The sequence below is a fragment of the Bifidobacterium porcinum genome (assembly GCF_055378475.1).
Map to the genome: position 1 here is coordinate 392,772 of NZ_AP029603.1, position 19,348 is coordinate 412,119.

At 55.4% G+C, this 19,348-nt stretch carries 12 protein-coding genes; 8 read left to right on the forward strand and 4 right to left on the reverse strand.

Annotation, left to right across the window (positions count from 1 at the left end):
• Nucleotides 1–28: 28 nt before the first annotated feature.
• The 5 genes from ACZ41G_RS01515 (at nt 29) to ACZ41G_RS01535 (ending at nt 6,721) form a co-directional block, all read left to right on the forward strand.
• Nucleotides 29–1,912, forward strand: coding sequence for an NlpC/P60 family protein (locus ACZ41G_RS01515; protein WP_464145526.1), 1,884 nt, complete (start codon nt 29–31; stop codon nt 1,910–1,912).
• A 235-nt stretch (nt 1,913–2,147) separates the two neighbouring features.
• The gene (locus tag ACZ41G_RS01520; protein ID WP_464145528.1) at nt 2,148–4,169 is read left to right on the forward strand and encodes a S8 family serine peptidase; all 2,022 of its coding nucleotides are present in this window, start codon (nt 2,148–2,150) and stop codon (nt 4,167–4,169) included.
• Between the two features lie 1,068 nt (nt 4,170–5,237).
• Entirely contained in the window at nt 5,238–5,648 is a 411-nt protein-coding gene (locus tag ACZ41G_RS01525) for a hypothetical protein (RefSeq protein WP_464145530.1), read from the forward strand.
• Between the two features lie 306 nt (nt 5,649–5,954).
• A complete protein-coding gene (locus tag ACZ41G_RS01530) occupies nt 5,955–6,320 on the forward strand; it encodes a hypothetical protein (protein ID WP_464145532.1) in 366 nt (121 codons plus the stop codon).
• Nucleotides 6,320–6,721, forward strand: coding sequence for a hypothetical protein (locus ACZ41G_RS01535; RefSeq protein WP_464145533.1), 402 nt, complete (start codon nt 6,320–6,322; stop codon nt 6,719–6,721). The genes ACZ41G_RS01530 and ACZ41G_RS01535 overlap by 1 nt, the downstream gene beginning before the upstream one ends.
• Before the next feature lie 529 nt (nt 6,722–7,250).
• Here the strand turns inward: ACZ41G_RS01535 and ACZ41G_RS01540 are convergent.
• The 4 genes from ACZ41G_RS01540 to ACZ41G_RS01555 are packed head-to-tail and all read right to left on the reverse strand — an operon-like array spanning nt 7,251 to nt 14,369.
• Entirely contained in the window at nt 7,251–8,201 is a 951-nt protein-coding gene (locus ACZ41G_RS01540) for a glycosyltransferase family 2 protein (RefSeq protein WP_464145535.1), read from the reverse strand.
• A gap of 8 nt (nt 8,202–8,209) precedes the next feature.
• On the reverse strand, nt 8,210–10,123 hold the full coding sequence (locus tag ACZ41G_RS01545) for a DUF6020 family protein (RefSeq protein ID WP_464145537.1): 1,914 nt from the start codon (nt 10,121–10,123) through the stop codon (nt 8,210–8,212).
• Nucleotides 10,124–10,144: 21 nt separating this feature from the next.
• Nucleotides 10,145–11,293: an acyltransferase gene (locus tag ACZ41G_RS01550; RefSeq protein ID WP_464145539.1), complete on the reverse strand. Its 1,149-nt coding sequence runs from the start codon at nt 11,291–11,293 to the stop codon at nt 10,145–10,147.
• Nucleotides 11,294–11,351: 58 nt separating this feature from the next.
• The gene (locus tag ACZ41G_RS01555) at nt 11,352–14,369 is read right to left on the reverse strand and encodes a DUF4422 domain-containing protein (protein WP_464145541.1); all 3,018 of its coding nucleotides are present in this window, start codon (nt 14,367–14,369) and stop codon (nt 11,352–11,354) included.
• Nucleotides 14,370–14,563: 194 nt separating this feature from the next.
• Between ACZ41G_RS01555 and ACZ41G_RS01560 the strand changes: the two genes are divergently transcribed.
• From ACZ41G_RS01560 to ACZ41G_RS01570, 3 genes are all read left to right on the forward strand, one after another.
• Nucleotides 14,564–15,388 carry an ABC transporter permease gene (locus ACZ41G_RS01560; RefSeq protein WP_015449917.1) on the forward strand — a complete coding sequence of 275 codons (825 nt, stop codon included), beginning with the start codon at nt 14,564–14,566 and terminating at the stop codon, nt 15,386–15,388.
• Nucleotides 15,388–16,689, forward strand: a complete 1,302-nt coding sequence (locus ACZ41G_RS01565) for an ABC transporter ATP-binding protein (protein WP_464145543.1) — start codon at nt 15,388–15,390, stop codon at nt 16,687–16,689. The genes ACZ41G_RS01560 and ACZ41G_RS01565 overlap by 1 nt, the downstream gene beginning before the upstream one ends.
• Nucleotides 16,690–17,127: 438 nt before the next feature.
• Nucleotides 17,128–19,212, forward strand: coding sequence for a glycosyltransferase family 2 protein (locus ACZ41G_RS01570; RefSeq protein WP_464145545.1), 2,085 nt, complete (start codon nt 17,128–17,130; stop codon nt 19,210–19,212).
• The last annotated feature ends 136 nt before the right edge of the window (nt 19,213–19,348 follow it).

The following is a 19,348-nucleotide window of genomic DNA, read 5'->3' on the forward strand; positions in this document are numbered from 1 at the left end:
ACCCGTTGCTGCCTGTGGGGAAGAAGCCATGGGGAAAATCCAGAAGCCATTGGTCACGTCGGTTGCTATTACGGCTATCGCTGCTGTGACCTTGCAATTGCCTGGGACAAGTGCGTTCGCTGCAAATGCTGAGGCGCTCGAAGGCAGCGGAACCGCATCGTCGTCCGTAACGGCGTCATCGTCTCAATCGATATTGGATACTTCCGAGGGGTATGAGCACTCCAATCCGTCTGCGAATACAGGGTCCTACGGGAATGCCGAGTCCAACGGCGAGACCGGCTCAACCGGGGTTCCCAATCTGCAGGAGCCGGAAAAGAGCCAAAGCCCAACAGCGAATTCGGGCGATGGCAATGGTTCTGGCCAGGTGCCGCAGGACGATCAGCCGGCTGTACCCACTCCCGAAGCAAATCCCGATGCCGGCGCCAGCCTTCAGGCGGCTTCTCCGCGTTCTTCCAGCGCAGCCAGTCCGTCCAAGAATTCCGATGGAACATTCAACACGGTCATCGGTCAGGGAGAAACGTCCAAGGGCATTAGTTTCTCCAATATCTACCGTCTATACAATCCGTACAGTGGAGAGCATTTCTACACCCCAAACCTTGACGAGGCAAAGAAGATCGCTGCCGTTGGATGGCAGTGGGAGGGCACGGCATGGGTGTCCAGCTCCGACGGCACGCCGGTCTACCGCCTGTACAACCCGTTCGGCGGCATCCACCATTACACGGTGAACGCAGATGAACGGGACGCCTTGGTCAAGGCGGGTTGGCGCGCCGAGGGGACAAGCTGGACCAGTGATTCTTCGCGTGCGCAGGCGGTCTACCGCCTGTACAATCCATATTCAGACAACGGCGCACACCATTACACACGCAGCAGTGTGGAGAGGAATACTCTGGTCAAGGCAGGGTGGCGAAACGAAAACGTCGCATGGTATGCATCCGGGGTATCAACGCAGCCGATTCAACCGTTCTGGCTTGTCGCATCCGCTCGTGGATCCGCGAAACGATACTGGGTGCAAGGCGATACGTCAATCGCGAAGAACCGTCTGATTACCGCCGCGGAAGGCGCCGGCTACTCGGCGATGGCACGTCAGGACGGGTCGGTGTATACATCCCCGGCACCTTTGGCAGATGGCACGGTACTGTTGGCTGAACAGAACGGCCGTCTCTGCATCCACGACACGGGTTGGATGGTGACTTCGATATATTCCGGGGCTTTGCATCGGTATTATGTCATGAAGACCGCGCAGGGCTATTCCGTAGCAAAAACAGGAATGTTCGTAATCGGCGGTGCATCGTATTATGCGAATCCGTCCACGGGAATCGTTGCGACCAACCAATATCTTGCGTACAAGGGCATCTGGTATCACGCTGATTCCGCCGGCGTGCTGACACTCGTCCGCAGCGGCAAAATTGGATGGCAGAACCCTGCTCCGTATTATCAAGTGTCCGCGTATGATGTCCGGACTGTCGGTAGCGGCCTGTTCTCGTATAAGCAGAAGTCCCGTCTCCCGATTGACGCGACACGGTCGCAGGCGGTGGAGATTTTCATTCAGACCGCAATGTCGTACCTGGGAACCCCCTACCATTGGGATTATGCCCTCCAGCCAGGCATCGGGGTGGATTGCGCTGGGTTGGTCCAAGCCGGCATGGAGTCGGTCGGCATGCAGACCCCGTACAACGCTTACGACCATTACTTCAATCCGTGGCAGTCCCATAATGCGGACAACATGTGGAATGACCCGCGTATTATGAAAGTCCCGGTAAATCAACGACGCAGGGGAGACATCATCTTGTACCCCGGCCATGTGGCGATTTACCTGGGCAACGACACGGTCATCAACGCGTACCCCCCGCGCGTCGAATACGACAGCATGTGGCGATGGAAGGTACGCGGAGTGGGAAGGCTGTTCATCTGACATGCCCATGAATACCTCTGGAAATCCGATGCCGGATACCCCGGTACCAGACAAGGAACGACGCACAATGATCATTGATCGGTTCACAATGCCCGCCCGGCGTGCCGCAATGGCCTGGGGTTCCAGGATCTGCAAAGGCACGGTTTCAGCTGTCGCCGCGGCTGCCATGCTGCTGGCGCCGAGCGCAATCACCGCGTCTGCCGCAACAATATATTCATCCGACAGTTCCGGGATTGTGGGTGCAACGGCCTATTCGGATGCGCCCAGAAACTTTGTCATCAATCTCGGCACCACCGCCAAACCGCTGAAATCGGGGCAATTCGAGCATGCCATGTCGCTTGTGCAGACGCTCGGCGCTGTCCCTCTCGCGCAATACCCACAGATCGGAGTGCTATTCGCACAATCTACGGATGCGGATTTTGCCCGCGAACTCGCCGACCAGCTTACTGCCTCAGCTATTCCTTTCCACTCCGTGGCTGCCAGTCGATCGACTGACACGGTGAAAAAAGACGGTTCTGATGTCATACAAGGCAGTGAAGTAGTGGTTCCATCGGTCACTAGGTTGTCAGGAGGGGCAGGCGGCTCCGGGGACGAAGCATCGCCGGATGCTACGGAACAAGGAGAGACCAAGACACCGGACGGCACCAGCCAGGTACCGGTGAATCGAATGACCATCGACCCTGAGGCCGACAATGGGCTCGATTCCAGTGGCGTCAGCGGGAAAACAGCGGTTTCCAGCGGTTCGGCGACGGATCCCGATGTCGGCAACGGCGAAAATGCCGCGTGGGGGATCAAGGCGATTCGCGCCGACACCGCATACGCATCGGCCGTGTCCACAATATCGAGAACCGTGACGGTCGGGATTCTCGATTCCGGCATCGACGATACCCATGAGGACCTGAAAGCGAACATCGACAGCGCGGATTCCGCTGGATGCACCAACAACGGCATTGCCCAGACGGACCATGCCTCGTGGACCAACTACAAAACCGCATCCGGAACGTACGGTGATATCGATGGTGACCAGCTTACCGGATGGTCCCACGCCACGCATGTGGCAGGCATCGTGGGAGCCGCCCAGAACGGGTCAGGCGTACAAGGCGTCGATCCCCAAGTCAGGCTCGCATCGGTTCGAATCGCGAACTCAAGCGGAAACATCTGGTCTGAATACCTGGTGTGCGGTGTCATGTGGTCGGCTTCCAAGCATTTCGCGGTGACCAACAATAGCTACAGCGGTTTCGTCAAGCTCAGCGATGTGCAGGGTGCCGCGCAGTATGAAGCGTTGCGGCGCGCGTTCGCATACGCACAATCCCAGAACGTCGTGGTTGTGGCAGCTGCCGGCAATAACAACGTGAACCTGGATGCGGTCGCTCCCGACGGATGGCGCAACATTCCAGGCGATTTCCCCGGTGTCGTGACCGTGTCGAACGTAGAGCTCACCAGTGGCAACGCCCTTGGCCAGCTGGAAAGGTACACAGGGGAAAAAGGGTCGAATTACGGTGCACAGCATATCGATATCGCCGCACCGGGAACCGCTATCCTCTCAACATGCCCGAAAGCGTATTACAGCACTGAGGAAGAGTCTGTCGACACGTGCAGTATGACCGGCACATCGATGGCGGTGCCCCATGTGGTCGGCGTGGCGGCCATCCTGCGATCCATATTCCCCAAGGCGACGGTCGACGGCATCACCAGCATGCTCAAGAGCGAAGCCAAAACGGAATACGGTAGATTGCAGCTGCCCAACCCGAGCAGCGAAGAATACCGGGGAGCCGGCCTCGTCAACGCGCTCGCCGCGTTGGGTAGCAACACGCTGAGCATTTCAGGCACCAGCACACGCGTACCCGTGTACCGCCTGTACAATCCCTATTCGAAGTACGGACTGCACCATCTGACAACCAGCGTGCAAGAACGGGACAAGCTGATTTCCCTCGGATGGAAACTGGACGGGACGGTTTTCGTCGCCGTCAGTAAGAATTCCACGAATGCGGTGCCGGTATACCGGGAATACAACCCGAACAATGGAACCCACAATTGGACATTGGACGTCAAAGAGCATCAGGCGTTGGTAAAGCTCGGCTGGTGCAACGAAGGGATCGCATGGTATGTCCGCGATGACGGCCAAGTGCCGGTATGGCGGCTGTACAACCCGTATTCTGGTGAACATATCTACACGCGGAACATGCAGGAATACGCGACGTTGAAGAACAATGTGGGCTGGCGCGGGGAAGGACTCGCTTGGCTGGGCATCAACTGATAGAGCCGAGGAAAGTGGCGCATCAGTGGCATCAGTTGGCCGGGTTCTGCCGGGCCGGTATCCGCGGATGCTCTGGTCGTGGCTGTGCTTGCATGCTTGATAGGCGGATATGAGTCTTGTATGCGGGCATGCTTGAGCCGGGCCTGCGTGTCGGACTTTCCGTTGCTTGAGCCGGTGCTGTGTGCATCTGAGACATGGGGGCGTGTCGGGGGAGCGGCGGACTGGCGCTGGCTTGTGGGTTTCTTGTGTGTTTGTGGTGTTTGTGGGGGGTGTATCTCGTTTGGCTGTAGTGCCTGCCGGGCAGTGTCCGCGTTGTCGGTGTTCGTGCGCGCCCGGTATCGCGGGTGCGATCCGCGGAATGCCGGCGGTGCTATTCGGGGTATCGGGTGTTCGCGAACACGGATGTGCGGGATGGGTTGCGGCAGGTGCTGCGGATGTCACGGATAGCCGGTGCCGGGTGTTGTGGGTGCTCCGGTTGGCGATTGCCGTGCGAGTGGTGTATGGGGTCCGCTTCACAGTGTTGCGGCGTTTGCTGGGACCCGCGATTCGCCGGTTTGACTACGAGGGGGTATGTTGTGGTGGTGTGGGAGGGTGTTGGTCCTCCTGCTGTATTGGAGAGTTTTGTTGGGAGGTTGCCATGGGTGTTGCTGGTCGTTGTCTGGCTGCCGGTGTGGTGGCTTGTGTGTTGACGGTGGCCCCGTCGGCGTCGGCGGCTGACGTGTCGGTGTCGTCGGGTGGTGCGGTGCAGACCCCGTCGGCTGGTTCCCCGTCCGGTTCCCCGTCGGTGTCCGGTTCGCCGTCCGGGTCGGGTGGTTTGGGGTTGGCCAGTTCGCCGTCGTAGCCTGCGGGTGTGCCTGACCCGTCGTCGTGGCTGCGGAACGTGAAGATGAGCGATGTGGGCGCGCATACGGCGAATGTGTCGTTCGACTGGGATCTGTCGTACCTGCTCAACGGCAAGCAGAGCGGCGAGACCACGACGACCGGAAAATCGACGGACGGCTATACCTATACTGTGGATCACCACTGGAGTGTGGCTTACGGGACCCCGGTGACTACTCGCACGCTGCGGTGGATCCGGCGAAGGATATCGACGGCGTGTGCTTCTCGATTGATGTGGGCCGTGCGACGTCGGTGACGCCGAAGAGCGGATATTACTCTACTGCGGGCAGAGGCTTTCCTGTGCGTGCTTGCGGTGCCGTGGATGACGGCGGTGTTTTAGATTCCGATTTGACGCCGGAGGACTACCAGCGCATCTACGGCACAACAACTGAGGACTGGGACGATATGGCCGGCGAAATGACCTACCAAGCGTGGTGGCATTTTGATGATGATCCCCAGCCGCTTGCGAAGTCTGGCGTGTGGAAGGGGCATCATGATACCGCGTTGATCGGCTTGGACGCGAACACCCCTGTACGGCAATTCGAAGGACCCGGAGTCCACGGACCGCTCGTGGGACTGGCCGGACTGGTCCTTCAATGATGCTGTCGATTCTGTCGCGTCCGACCTGTACAAGAAGGGCGTACGCAAGACGACCAAAGTTGACGTACGTCGCCTGAAGATGGGTGTGACGTTGCACTCACTTGAAGGACTCCAGCAAGGCTGTCCAGCAGTGCAAGGCGGACAAATACAGGACAGACAAAGACAAGAAGACGTACTGCAACACCGTCATCCCGTACATCGACGATAGTATTGTTGACTGCTCGGGGCGGATCCTGCGGCTGGGGTAGTGACGGTCATTTTGTAACTGTTGCTGTTCCTGATTTTCGTACTGGTGTGGAGCCTGCCGTGGTGTCGTCGGTGTCGGGGTTGCCCGGGTCGGCGAAGGGTTTGTTGTCCGTGGATGCGGGCGTGGTGACGCAGGGCAGTGTGGCGCGTTTCTATGTGGACGGGTTGAAGAAGGCGGCGCGTGGGAAGGCTGATGCGAATAGCCTGTTCTGGTCCGCGTACATCTATAGCAGCCCGCAGCGTCTGTCGGGCCCGGACGGCGCCCCGTACGTGATGGTGAAGAAGGCGTCGGACGGCCGGTATTATTTCGATGCGATCGTGCCGGCTGGTTTGAAGGTGGGTTCGCATACGGTGTCCCTGGTGGACGGCCAGGGCGCCTGCCCGGGGTGGACGCCGGTGACGGTGGCTGCTGGGACACGGCGGTGATGTTCCGGTTGTATAACCGGTTTACGGGTGAGCATTTCTATACGTCGTCGCTGGTGGAGCGTGATTCGCTGGTGAGGGTGGGTTGGCGTTCGGAGGGTACGGGCTGGGTTGCTCCGGTGTCCGGCGCTCCGGTGTACCGGTTGTATAACCCGTATGTTCCGGGTGGTGACCATCATTACACGATGAGTGTCAGGGAGCGTGCCGCCCTGGTGAAGGCGGGTTGGCGTGCAGAGGGTGTCGGCTGGTATTCGGGCGGCAGGGTGAAGGTGCTGCGTGAGTACAACCGGTACGCCCGGACCGGTACGCATAATTACACGGCCGATCCGAGGGAGGATGCCGCCCTGGTGAAGGCAGGCTGGCGTTCGGAGGGTATCGGCTGGTACGCGGTGAAAGCCAGGTAGGCCGGCCAATCCGGCCGATTCGTGTGGTGGCCGGCAGGTAACCGGCCTGTCCGGTTTGGTGCCTGGTCGGGCCGGTGCCGTCCGCGGTCCGCGTGTGAATCGGGGCGGGTGTCCGGGGTCCTGTGACAGGGCTCCCGGGACACCCGCCCCGTTTTATTGTCTGCCGTCAAACGGTGTCCCGCTGTGGGGCGTGGGTGGTGTTCTGCTGTGGGTTGTGGGTGTCGCGGGTTTCTTGCGTGTTGTGGTGTCTGTGGGGGTGTATCTCGCCTGACTGTAGTACCCGCCGGACCCTATCTTGCGTATCTGTGTTCGTCGGCACCCGATACCCGGAGTAGTGTTGTTGAAATTCCGGGGGTCGTGCCTTAGGCACCGGGCATGTGCGCACACAGATAACGCAGATACGACCCGCGAGGTACTACAGAAAGGCTAGATACGCCTTCGTGTGCACTACGGGTACCTACAACACCGGCATTATCATCTGAAGTGGAGTTGGATGACTGTCGTTCAGACACCGTCTCATCGGAAAGAGTTACCACCTGTCGGCCAGATGCCGCTTCATATATGTGAAACGGTTGGCCTCGAGAATGAAGGTCTTCCTGTCGTTCTTGGCCATGACGTCGAGAATGATTCCGGCGACGATGAGCAGCAGCCCTGCGATGACCAGCATGACTGCGCCGATCAGTGTGGGGAACCGCGCGACCATGCCAGTCGCCCAAAATTCCGATGCCACCTGCCCGCAGAGAATGATGCCGATGATTCCGATGATTGTGCCCAATCCGCCGAAGAAGGGGAGCGGTTTGTACTCGCGGATCATGCGGAAAATCGTTGACATGACCTTCACGCCATCGCCTACGGTGTTGAGTTTGCTGACGGAGCCGGCGGGGCGGTCGCGGTATTGGATGGGCATCTCGTAGAGGCGGAGATTGTTGTTGAGTGAGTGGATGGTCATCTCCGTCTCGATCTCGAATCCGCGGGACAGGACCGGGTAGGTTTTCACGAAACCGAAGGAGAATGCGCGGTACCCGGTCATGATGTCGGTGACATGGGCGCCGAACAGGCCATTGATCGAGCCTCGGACCAGCCGGTTTCCGAAGTTGTGGAATGGCCGCTTGTTCTCTTGGAAGTATGTGGAGCTCAGACGGTCGCCAATCACCATGTCGTATCCTTCGAGGATTTTCGCGACCATGTCCGGGGCGGCGTCCGCCGGATAGGTGTCGTCGCCGTCAGCCATCACGTACACGTCGGCGTCAATGTCCTCGAACATGGCGCGGATCACGTTGCCCTTGCCCTGACGCGGCTCCTTGCGGACGATCGCGCCCTCGGCGGTGGCGATTTCCGCGGTGCGATCAGTGGAGTTGTTGTCGTACACATACACGTCAGCACCCGGCAACGCGGCCTTGAAATCACGCACCACCTTGCCGATGGTGATTTCCTCGTTATAGCACGGCAGAAGCACCGCGACCTTGGTATTCTCTTGCACGGGTATCACTATAGCGAGGATGCAAGAAATGCATGAGTGCCAGTCGAGGCAGAAGACTTCGTGTTATCGCTCTGAGTCGAATAGACATATCCTATCATCAATGGTGCAAATAATACGGACGCGAGAGCATAGCGAGTTGGGTCAGATGAGCCGGTCGTCGAGAGTGAGATTGGGCAAGCGAACAGCAGTATTGTCGAGCACAAGTAAGGTATTATTCCTGAGAAACCTATGTTCTGTGAACTCTTTCTTCGAATCCATAAGATATAGCATAAATAGCACGGTATGATAGCGGTCCAGAATGCGGTACTGAATAGTACGTTTACCACCGGTGTCGTTCTTGCGGTATTCATTATTGAACTGACGAATGAGCTTGATGGGCTGGGCTGATTACTGGGCATAACCTTACCGAAGGTATCTTCATTCGTGTGAGACGATGTGAGTAACTCTAGTTGTTGTGGGCGCGTATCCGAGTAGCTTGTGGATCCAGTCCACCTTGTGCTGCCAACAAAAGTAATCCAGCCAGATTCTTCACAGAAGAATGACGTGATGTATGTCCCGGGATGTCTGAGCCCGACACGAATCCAAGCTTTCGCAAAATCGGTGAACGAGCTGGTTTGGTGCATTGGCTGGTATGCGAATCCGCTGACTGAGTCTGATGTGAACGGTGCATAGGATTTGCCAATGGAATCCCAATCGTTAATGAGATATCCATCTATTGCCGCACGCTCTTCTTCAGAAATATCAGAATGATGATAATGCGATGCGCGGGCAAGCATCAATATTGGCATCACAATTGCAGATGGGCCATCGTCTTTGATTACACGTGTGTGCGAATATATGAAATTAGGAACAACGGTGGACGTCGACAGAACGGCCAAGACTGCAATGAAGACTGATGTAACACGCAATAATACTTTGGAGTGTTTGATGAATACCAAAAACAGCAATGAAAAAACAACAATAGCCAAACCTGTCTTCTTCGTCAAGGGAAGAATGAGTGTGATAATCACGAATAGGGTTGTAAAAACCGGATGCGTGAGCTTTTCGAGCTTGGTGCTGGCTATTTCAACATACATAGCAGTCCAAACAATAAAAACAATGAGATAAGTTACATCCTTTGACATAATCATTCCGGTGATTGGAACGATGGGAAAGAACGCGAGAAAACAGGCGAGGATGTTATAAACTTTTATTGCGAGATTTCTTAGAACCAGAATTCTCAGAGCATATGCGCATGCGATAGCCAGACAGCATTCTTGAACCAGACTAAACAGAAAGATTCCAGCATTGTACGAGTTGAAGATTGACTTACCGATGCTGAGGAATGCTCCATAGAGATAAGTATCAAGGAACGGATGATGGTCCCATATTACCCCGGGTTCCTGCCCGAACACAGAGTGACCGAAATACTGAGCGAGTTGATCACCTGTATCCCAGTACACGATTCCAGGGCGAAGTAGTATCAGATAAGGAACCCAGCATACGAAAAAACGAAGGCTATTCCTGAGTAATGATTTTACATTGGCACAATACTCAAAATGATATTGCCTGCTGATATTGGCCGATCCTGTGGTGTGATCGGAAATGCTGCTATGAGAAATCGCGTAGATGACAAGCTTGTCGCAGCAGCGGAACGTAAGCATGAATAATAGGCTGAACAGTAAGGCTTGGGCCCAAAACGCAAGAGATGTTACAGGGATATTTGCGAAGACAGCTGCATTAGTGCCGCAAGCAAAAAGTAGACCAAGAACTACTGGGAAGAGTAGTCCATGATGCCATGAATGAATATTTGTGGCATTCATATCGTTGCTGGAGATTTCATTACCATTGTCTGATCGTAATTTCTTAACAAATCTGTTAATATGAAGATGTGGTATAGACAATCCTGTCTTGCTCAATTTAAACCCCTTATGGTAAGCCATGAAATAGAATTTGCTTGTCTATCAACGAGTATTGCTATGTAGCTGCTCTTCAATTTTCATAATCAGCTGCTTAACAGCCAGCACGAAGATGGCAGTTATTGCATAGTACAAAAGTCCCCTTAACAGAGGAAGATTAGGCAGTACTGGTATGACAAGAAGCTGATTAACCAACAGAATATGGAACAGATACACGCCAAGCGACGCGCTTGACAATATGCGGATCACTTTTGAGAATGACGCAGGTGTGTGCCGTAATCTCGGCTCAAGCCATGCAAAGAGCAAGAATAGGCTGATTGCCTGGATGACTGCCAGCGGTGAGGTCGTGCCGGACCAATAATTGATATATTCGCTGCTCAAACCGGCGGCAGAGCACCAGCCATTATTAAGCAGTGTGGCAAAGAACATAGCGGTGGACGACAGCAGGAACGCGATTGACGCCATCCATAGGTGTGGTTTGACAACCGGAATGACATAGTTGTTCAGGTAGTAACCAAGCGCAAAGTAGAGTAGTGAGACAGAAGCGAACAGAGGCCATCCGAACAGTTGCCCGAAGTACTTCGAGGGGACGCCAAGGTGTGTGAACAATGGCAGAATAACCGCTACGAAACCTGTCACGGCGATGAGATACCGCATGGTCTTGCGTTCTGTGCATTTGCTGAGCAGCGGGGTCAGCATATACAGGTACAGAATCGAGTAGAAGAACCAGTAGATATCATTGATGCTATTGGTCAGGAAATGCTTCGTGAAACCGATGATGCCGAAGTCGGCGGAAATCGCATCGGTGCCGTAGAACGAAGACGGGAAAAGTCCGAATACCAGATAGCACACGACACTTCCGACTATCAGCGCGCGGCCTGTACGCCAGGCGCGCTTCTTAAAGAATGTTGCGGTATTGTACTTCTTGCGATACCCGAGCAGGTTCATGCCGCTGATCATGAAAAATATCGGCGTGGCAAAGATGAACAGTGACTGCATGGCAACTTGGCGTTTCCACAACATCGTCTGCTCGGGGTGGAATGCCCCGAGCGAGGTATGCAAACAGACCACCGCGATACACGCAATGACGTTCAACACGTCGACAAACAGCCAGTGGCGTTTTACCTGAGTTGTTGCCTGTTGTTCTGCCAGTACGGGATGAACAGTCGCCGCGCCTGTTGTTTCGGCCGTCATATTGTATTTCTTCCCTTCTCGTATGATGACATGTTGTAAAACAGACAGTGCGGTCAGCTCACCGCCCGCGCACAGCGCGCCCGACGCTCTTGAGCACTTCCCGCCGCCGTGACCCAATCGGCGCGAGTGGATCGACAACCTTCCTCAGCACGTTGTCTTCGCCGACGGCTCGTGGTGGCTTCGGGCCGCCGATCGGCTTCGCATTGGGAGAGACGATTTTGCCGATGAGCTGCTCATAGAAGGGTGTCTGCCTTGCGTAGCTCCAGTACACGGGCGCGAAATCGCAGTCCGGTTTCACCCACGGCTTCTCGAATCCGGCGTAGTGGATGATCTTCGGATCCTTGCGGGATGCGATGTATGCATCATAGGAATCGTTCGGTGCGAAGGAGAACACGTTTGCCACGCGGTTCGCGCAATCATGGACCACGTTCCAGGACCAGTCGAGGAACACGACACGGCCCTCGCAGTGCGCGTTGAGCACGTCTTGGTCGTTGTAGATGAAGTCGGGGTCTGATGCGTAATCCAGCCACTGCTTGATGCTGTACGCCTTGCGCATCTCCTTCGTGTTGAGTACGAGCACACCTGCCTGGAAGTACTGGAACGGGTGCTTCATGTGCAGCTTCTCGTTCGTGTACTTCAGCCGCTTGCCGTCATTCATGTTCAGGTTGCCCTGGTAATCGATGTCATGCACGGCGGCCAACAGGTTATCACCGAGTTCGGTGTCGTACAGCTGCGCGATGTCGCCGTTGATGACGATGTCGGAATCGAGGTAGAGCACCTTGTCGTAGAACGGCAGGGCTTTCTGGATCAGGAAGCGGTAGTAGGTCTCAATGCTGATATGCGCATTGCTGGTCGTCAGGTCGTAGCCTGAGATCTCACGGCTCACGTCGGCGAAGCGCAAGTTCAGGTTCTTGAACCTGCCGAGCAAGAACTGTCGCATACGTTCCTGGTTTTCCCAGGCGATGTCCTTCTGCAAGACAGTGACGTCATAATACCGGTCAGGATCGGCATTGGTCATTGCAGAGTAGATGGTGGTCGTCAGCTGCGGAACATAGTTGTTGTCTGCTGCGAACACCACCGGGACCACTGTCGCAGGGTCGATTTCGTCGGCAAGCCGCTCAAGCGGGTGGTGTGGCTCCGGATGAGTGAAGTGCACGCACTGCAGCTCCTTGACCTTCCAGCCGCTGCCGATGCGCTTGTGATGCATTAAATAGATGTTCAGCAGCCGTTCGGACAGGTGCCCCGGCGTGCGCAAGGCTTCCTTGCTGTACAGGGACATGTCCGTCGTCTCTTCGAACTTCTGGAGAATCGGGAACAGCCATGCGCAATAATCCTGGAAGATATCCTTGCGCATGATGAACATGTTGCAGAAGCAGGAACGATGCCCATGCAGGAACGCGTCGGCATCGGTCTTGTAATCCGGGTGCATCTCGCACAGGATATCATACATGTGCCGCAGGTCACGCAGGTGGAGCTTCGGCGCATGCTGGTAGATCTTGATGGGGGATCCATAGCCCTCGATAATCTCGCGCAGGTTGCCCCAACGCGTGGTCACCACGTCTGCGCCGGCAATCGCCTTCTTGATGGATTCGTCATCGAGGCCGTATCGCTTGATGCTGGCGGCGTCGATGTAATCATCCATGATCTCACCGTACGCGTTCTCCTTGTGCTCAACACCCGAGAAGTCGAAATAGCGGCGGTAATGGCAGAATCCGTAATAATCGGCGTCGACGTTCTTCCACGCCCAGTACTGCGTGGTCAGCTCGCAGTACATCGGGTTCTTGTCGGCGATGTTCTCGCCCTCATCGTCTTGGAACGCCCACGGGAATCGTGTGGTCTTCGGCCCGACTTGAACCGGCTGGAGAATATCGCTCTGCGGCTTGTCAACCTCCTTGTGGGTGGTTACGAAGATGCGGATGCGCTGTTGTTGATATCGATTCATCTGCGAGATGTTCATGAGCTCTTTCAAGTGGTTCTGTGCGGTGCGCTTCATGGTACGGAAACGATGCGTGGCTGGGGAATCAGCGCTGCCGCTCTCTATCGTTGTTGCAATGTCTGCCCAAGCGTACAAAGGGTCGGCATCTTCAGGAGCTGTGGAGGTAGCCACGAATGAATATGCGCGATCTCTGACAAAACGCCAGATTTCGCGGCAAGTGGTATCCGCGCCGAACACATCGTTCATCTGTTGGGCGGCCGCAAGCTTCTCCTCTTCGGGAACTCGTGTCAGCCAGTCGTTTGCGAGAAGCTCTATGGACTTATGTTTCAATCCGGCCAGGCAATCGTCGATGGAATCGATTGCCGCATGCGTCTTGGCAAAATCCTCGGATGCTGTGATGCAGGCGTGGAACTGGTTGCAGAATTCCCCGAACCGTTGAGCGGAAATCTGGGAAACGCCGGTTACACCGATGCCGTAGTGGTAACGATACCCGCGGATATCTTCAGCTGGTGCGCATGAATCAGCCAACGCGCAAAGCACAAACATCTCGTATGCGTCTTCAGCGCGTTCGAGACGGGTATCGGTCATGGCGTTGAATCCGCGTACGAGCAGTTCCGTATTGAAGATGCGCTGGGTGGCCCGCCAATCCATGGTCTGGCCGTTGTTCTCATCGAATGTCGCACGCAGAATGTCGCTTCCGTGCAGCAGCTGGCTGGGGGCATTGATGAAAGAGGCGAATGAGGCCGCATCAGTGGCGCTGATTCCGTTCTCGCCAATCACCGAAATGCCGAAATGAAGCATGTCGGCATGAGTTCCCGAGAATCTGGCGACAAGCTGCTCGCACATGTTCGGGTCAAGTTCGTCATCGCCGTCGAGCATGAGCGTGTATGCGCCGGTAGCGGCCAGAACGCCTGTCTTGCGGGCGAGATGGAGGCCTTTGTTCTCGTCATGCCGTAACGCCACGATGCGATGGTCTTGCTGCGCCGCTTTCTGCAGTATTTCCGGGGTGTCATCCGTGCTTGCATCGTCGACAACGATGATTTCAATGTCATGAAGAGTCTGGTTGCAAACGCTGTCGAGACAACGCTGGAGATACGGGCCTACATTATAGGCCGGGATCACAATGGAGACCTGTGGCATGCTTCCTCGTTTCGCTATCATTCGGAACCAGTCTACCCGTATGGGTGCGCAAGAGGCCACTGCTTGTCGCACGCGGCCGGAGGAGTAGGGGAGTTGTGCTGATTGGATGCGAATTGCAACAGGCGCGGACGGGGTGCGCTACCATGACGCTGTCTGTTGGTATTGACTGATAGAGTAGGTTCTTTGTGAAGCAGATGTTCGAACGTATACAGAAGAAATACCACTACGCGATGGTGGTGTTCAAGGAGCTGGTGAAGACCGACTTCAAGCTCCGCTACCAGGGATCGTTCCTCGGCGTGGTATGGTCGGCGCTCAAGCCGCTGATGCTGTTCGCCGTCATGTATGTGGTCTTCGTCAAGTTCCTCAAGTTCACTGATGGAACCCCAACCTTCCCCATCTCACTGCTGTGCGGCACTAGCTTGTGGGGGTTCTTCTCCGAAGCGACGAGTATGAGCATGCATTCGATCGTCGATCGCGGCGATCTGCTGCGCAAGGTGCATTTCCCCAATTACATCGTGGTCGCGTCCACCACCATGGGTTCCATGATCTCCTTGGGTATCAACCTTGCCGTGGTGATCCTGTTTGGCTTCTTCGCCCACGCGCAATACACCTGGCGCATTCTGCTGGTGCCGTTCAGCATCATCCAGCTGTATGCGGTCACGCTCGGCTTCGCGCTCATCTTGGCGACGATGTTCGTGTATTTCCGCGATATCGCTCAGATCTGGGAGGTCGTACTTCAAGCGTTGTTCTATGCGACCCCTATCATCTACCCGATTTCGATGGTCCAGAACAATCCGGAGTTCAGCTGGGCTGCGGGCCTGCTCATGCTGAGCCCTACCTCACAGGCGATCATGGATATCCGGCATAATCTGCTGTCGCCTCAATACGTTCCCACGGTATGGGATATCGTCCATAACCCGCTGGTGTGCCTGATTCCGTACCTGCTGTCCGCGGTGATTCTCGGTGTCGGCATCATGGTGTTCCGCAAATACAGCGCGAAGTTCGCGGAGGTGTTGTAATGGCAAGCAAGGAAACGGCGAAGAAGGAAGACGACCGCCCTGTCGTCCTGTCTGTGCAGCATGTGGCCAAATCGTTCCGTCTGCCCACCGAGCAGGCTACGGGGCTGAAGATGGCCTTCCTCAACTGGACGAAGGGGGTGAGCGGATTCACTGAGCAGAAGGTGCTGCGTGATATCTCCTTCGAGGTAAAACAGGGTGATTTCTTCGGTATCGTCGGCCGCAACGGCTCAGGCAAATCCACGCTGCTGAAGATTATCTCTGGGATTTACGTGCCGAATAAGGGTACGGTTACGGTCAACGGCAAGCTCGTCTCGTTCATCGAACTGGGCGTCGGATTCAACCCGGAACTCACCGGTCGCGAGAACGTCTATCTCAATGGCGCATTGCTGGGATTCACCCGGGAAGAGATCGACGCCATGTACGACGACATCGTCGATTTCGCCGAACTCGGCGACTTCATGGACCAGAAGCTCAAGAACTATTCTTCCGGCATGCAGGTACGTCTCGCGTTCTCAGTCGCTATCAAGGCGCAGGGTGACATTCTCGTGCTCGACGAAGTGCTCGCCGTTGGTGATGAAGCCTTCCAGCGCAAGTGCGACGACTTCTTCGCGCAGATCAAAAAAGACCCGACGAAAACCGTCATTCTGGTCACCCACTCGATGGACGCGGTCAAGAAGTACTGCAACAACGCCATTCTCATCAAAGACGGTGAGATCATCGCATCAGGCAACAAGGACGATGTCGCCGACCGGTATACGCTTGAGAATCTCCGACAGGAGAAGAAGGAGCAGAAGAAGAACACCGGCGAGAACGGCGGTGAAGACCAGCCCGAACATCCATTGGGATTGAGCGATACGGTACCGGTGCTGGCAGTAAGGCCGACTCGTGAGCCGCTATGCACCATCGACGGGGGATTCGACTTCGAGGTCGAATACGACTATCGGGGAGACAAACCGTTCTACGTGGCGCTGGCTTTGCACGACCTACGTCGCGGTGGCTTGCCGTACGGCGATAGTTTCGACTTGACGCAGCGGGGCCACCATACCGTACATTTCCATCTTCCGATGGATTTGTTCAATAATGGTGATTTTCGTCTGGTCGCTTCCATGCATACATGGGACGGGTCGCATCCTTCCACCGCCGAGATGATCGCGTTTACCAGTGAAAAGAACTGCTGCGATTTCTCGCTGCGTGACAACAAGGGTAAAGACAATTTCGCCCTGATCAACAAGGTCTCGATGTCCTATCAAAGTCTTGACGAGCAACTTGCCACCCGCCAGCATCCCATTGAAGAGCAGTGAGTGTGTTCTCGCCTGATGCGCGTGCTATCGCGCGGTAGCTGCTAGACAAACAGTACAGAAAGGTCTCTGATGTCGTTCACCGTCAATGCACTGTGCAGGGGTACAGGAAAAGGTTATATCTCGATTTGCACTGACACGGATCCCGGGGAGCTGCGTGCGGAAGCGGTGAAAGATGACGGCACCGTGTTTCCATGCCCCATATACCGTTTCAGCTTCCCCGGAGAAGATCCTACAGCCAGCAGACAGTGGGGAGAAACCGCCGGTGACCGCCAATATTCGTTCGTGCTCGTCGTTCCGCTGTTTGAGGGAATTGACCTGACTATCCGTCTCGCGTCGCGTGAATCCGGCGAGACGCTGGCTACAATACCGTTCAGACACGTTGCGACAAGAATCCGTTCAAGACTGACTTACCGGCTTCGCCCGGAGACCGCGGCGTCAATGCGTGATATCGATCAGCGGCGGCTGTCGGGCGGGACGTATGTCTACATCACCGGGATTTATCCGGTCGAGGAACATGAAGTATCCTGTCGTTTCACTGTCCGCTACCCTGTTCTTCAAGACAGCGAGGCGAAAGCTCCCTGCAAGATCGCAGTGTACGACGGCTCTGCCGCACCCATCCAAGTAACTCCTTGCATTCTCGAGGATTCAGTCATTACCGATCCGCATGATGCACACCAGCGGATTCGGCAAATCGTAGCTGCGATTCGTTTGTCCGATACCCCACGGACCTTGTGCATCTGCGCTACGCCTAAACACGGGGACGGCAATTTCACGTGCATCCCCGCGTCTTCGTTCAGCGGTTTCTTTACCGGCGCGCTTGACCTGACCAAGCACGTATTCAACGATGAAGGATACAGCGTCTGGTTCGAACAGCATCGCGCCACATTCGCCGATATCGACAATCAGCGGCAGATTTGCGACACATGGGATAACAACCCGTTGATTTCCATCGTCACGGTTGTCTACAACACCCCCATCCCGTATCTGCATGCGTTGATCGACTCGTTGAAAGCACAGTCGTATGCGCATTTCGAAGTCGTCTTCGTCAATGTCAGCAATGACGACGGTACCGTGGAACGCGAACTCGAGTCAATCAATGATAAGCGGTTCCGCATCGTTCATGCAGAAAACAAAAGCATCGCCGACAACACGAATGCAGGAATCGTCCAGACCAAAGGCGACTACATCGCTTTTGTGGACCACGACGATGTCATTGAGCCGGATACGCTGTATCAATATATGTGCGTCCTCAGGGACCACCCTCACAGCGATGTGCTGTACTGCGATGAAGACCTCATGGATGAGTCGGGTCATTACTGGAAGCCGATATTCAAGCCCGATTTCAACCCTGATCTGCTGAATGTCAACAATTACATCACACATATGCTCATGGTGAGTCGTCACGTACTTGAGCAGGTGGAGTTGTCGCCATCCGACGTCGCCGGGGCGCAGGATTACGACTTGACCATGAAATGCGCTGAGCAGGCGCGAGAAATCCATAATGTCTCCAAAATGCTCTACCACTGGCGCATGCATCGGAATTCCACGAGCACCAATCCAGACAGCAAACCGTATGCCCAGGAAGCAGGAAGAATCGCCCTGACACGGCACTACGAGAGAATCGGCGTTGATGCGACGGTACATGATTCTGAGCTCCCGTTCCGATATCGTACCGAATATCATTGGAATCAACCGCCCAAAGTCAGTATCGTGATCCCGACGAAGGATCACGTCGATGTGCTTTCCAAGTGTCTCGAACGCGTCTTACATGCCACAAACTACCCGAATTTCGATGTGACCCTCGTGGAAAACAACAGCGAGGACCCCCGAACATTCGAATATTACCGTGACATCGAACAGGACGATGCCCGAGTCCATGTCGTCACATGGAAAGGGACGGGGTTCAACTACTCCGCCATATGCAATTACGGTGCCTCTCAATGCGACGGCGAACTGATTCTGTTCCTCAACAACGATACCGAAGCCATCAACGAGGACTGGCTGACCTCCATGGTCGGCTTCTTCGCGCGACCCGAAGTCGGCGTAGTAGGCGCAAAACTGCTATTCCACGATGATCTGGTGCAGCACGGAGGCATCTGGGCCTCGATGGACCATTGCGGGTATTTCGGTGAACTGCTCTCATACAAAGACGGCGGCTATATGGAAACCATGCGATACCCCTGGGATTGTGCGGCTATCACAGGAGCATGCCAGATGATCAGGCGCTCGCTGTTCACGAAAATCGGAGGACTGGACGAGCAGCTTGCCGTTGTGCTCAATGATGTCGACCTGTGCCTCAAGGCCCGGCAAGAAGGATACCTTGTAGTATTCAACCCCCAGGCGAAGCTGTATCACAACGAGCATACGAGCCGCGGACGCGACGAGCAGGACGTACACAAAGAGCTTCGCGCAATAAACGAGCAGGCGCGTTTCTATGCGAAATGGGATAGCTCGCTGCACCGCGGTGAATTCATCAATCCTAATCTCAACCAGTATGACGGGCATTTCAAGCTCAGATGGTGATTGGGTACGTTGATTGAGTTCGTTGATCGGACGCATACTAATCGAACGATTCCCGGATGATGCATGATGACGGCACGGGCCTGCATCATGCATCATCCGGGAATTGCGCGGAAATACAGAATATCGCTAGTGCTTA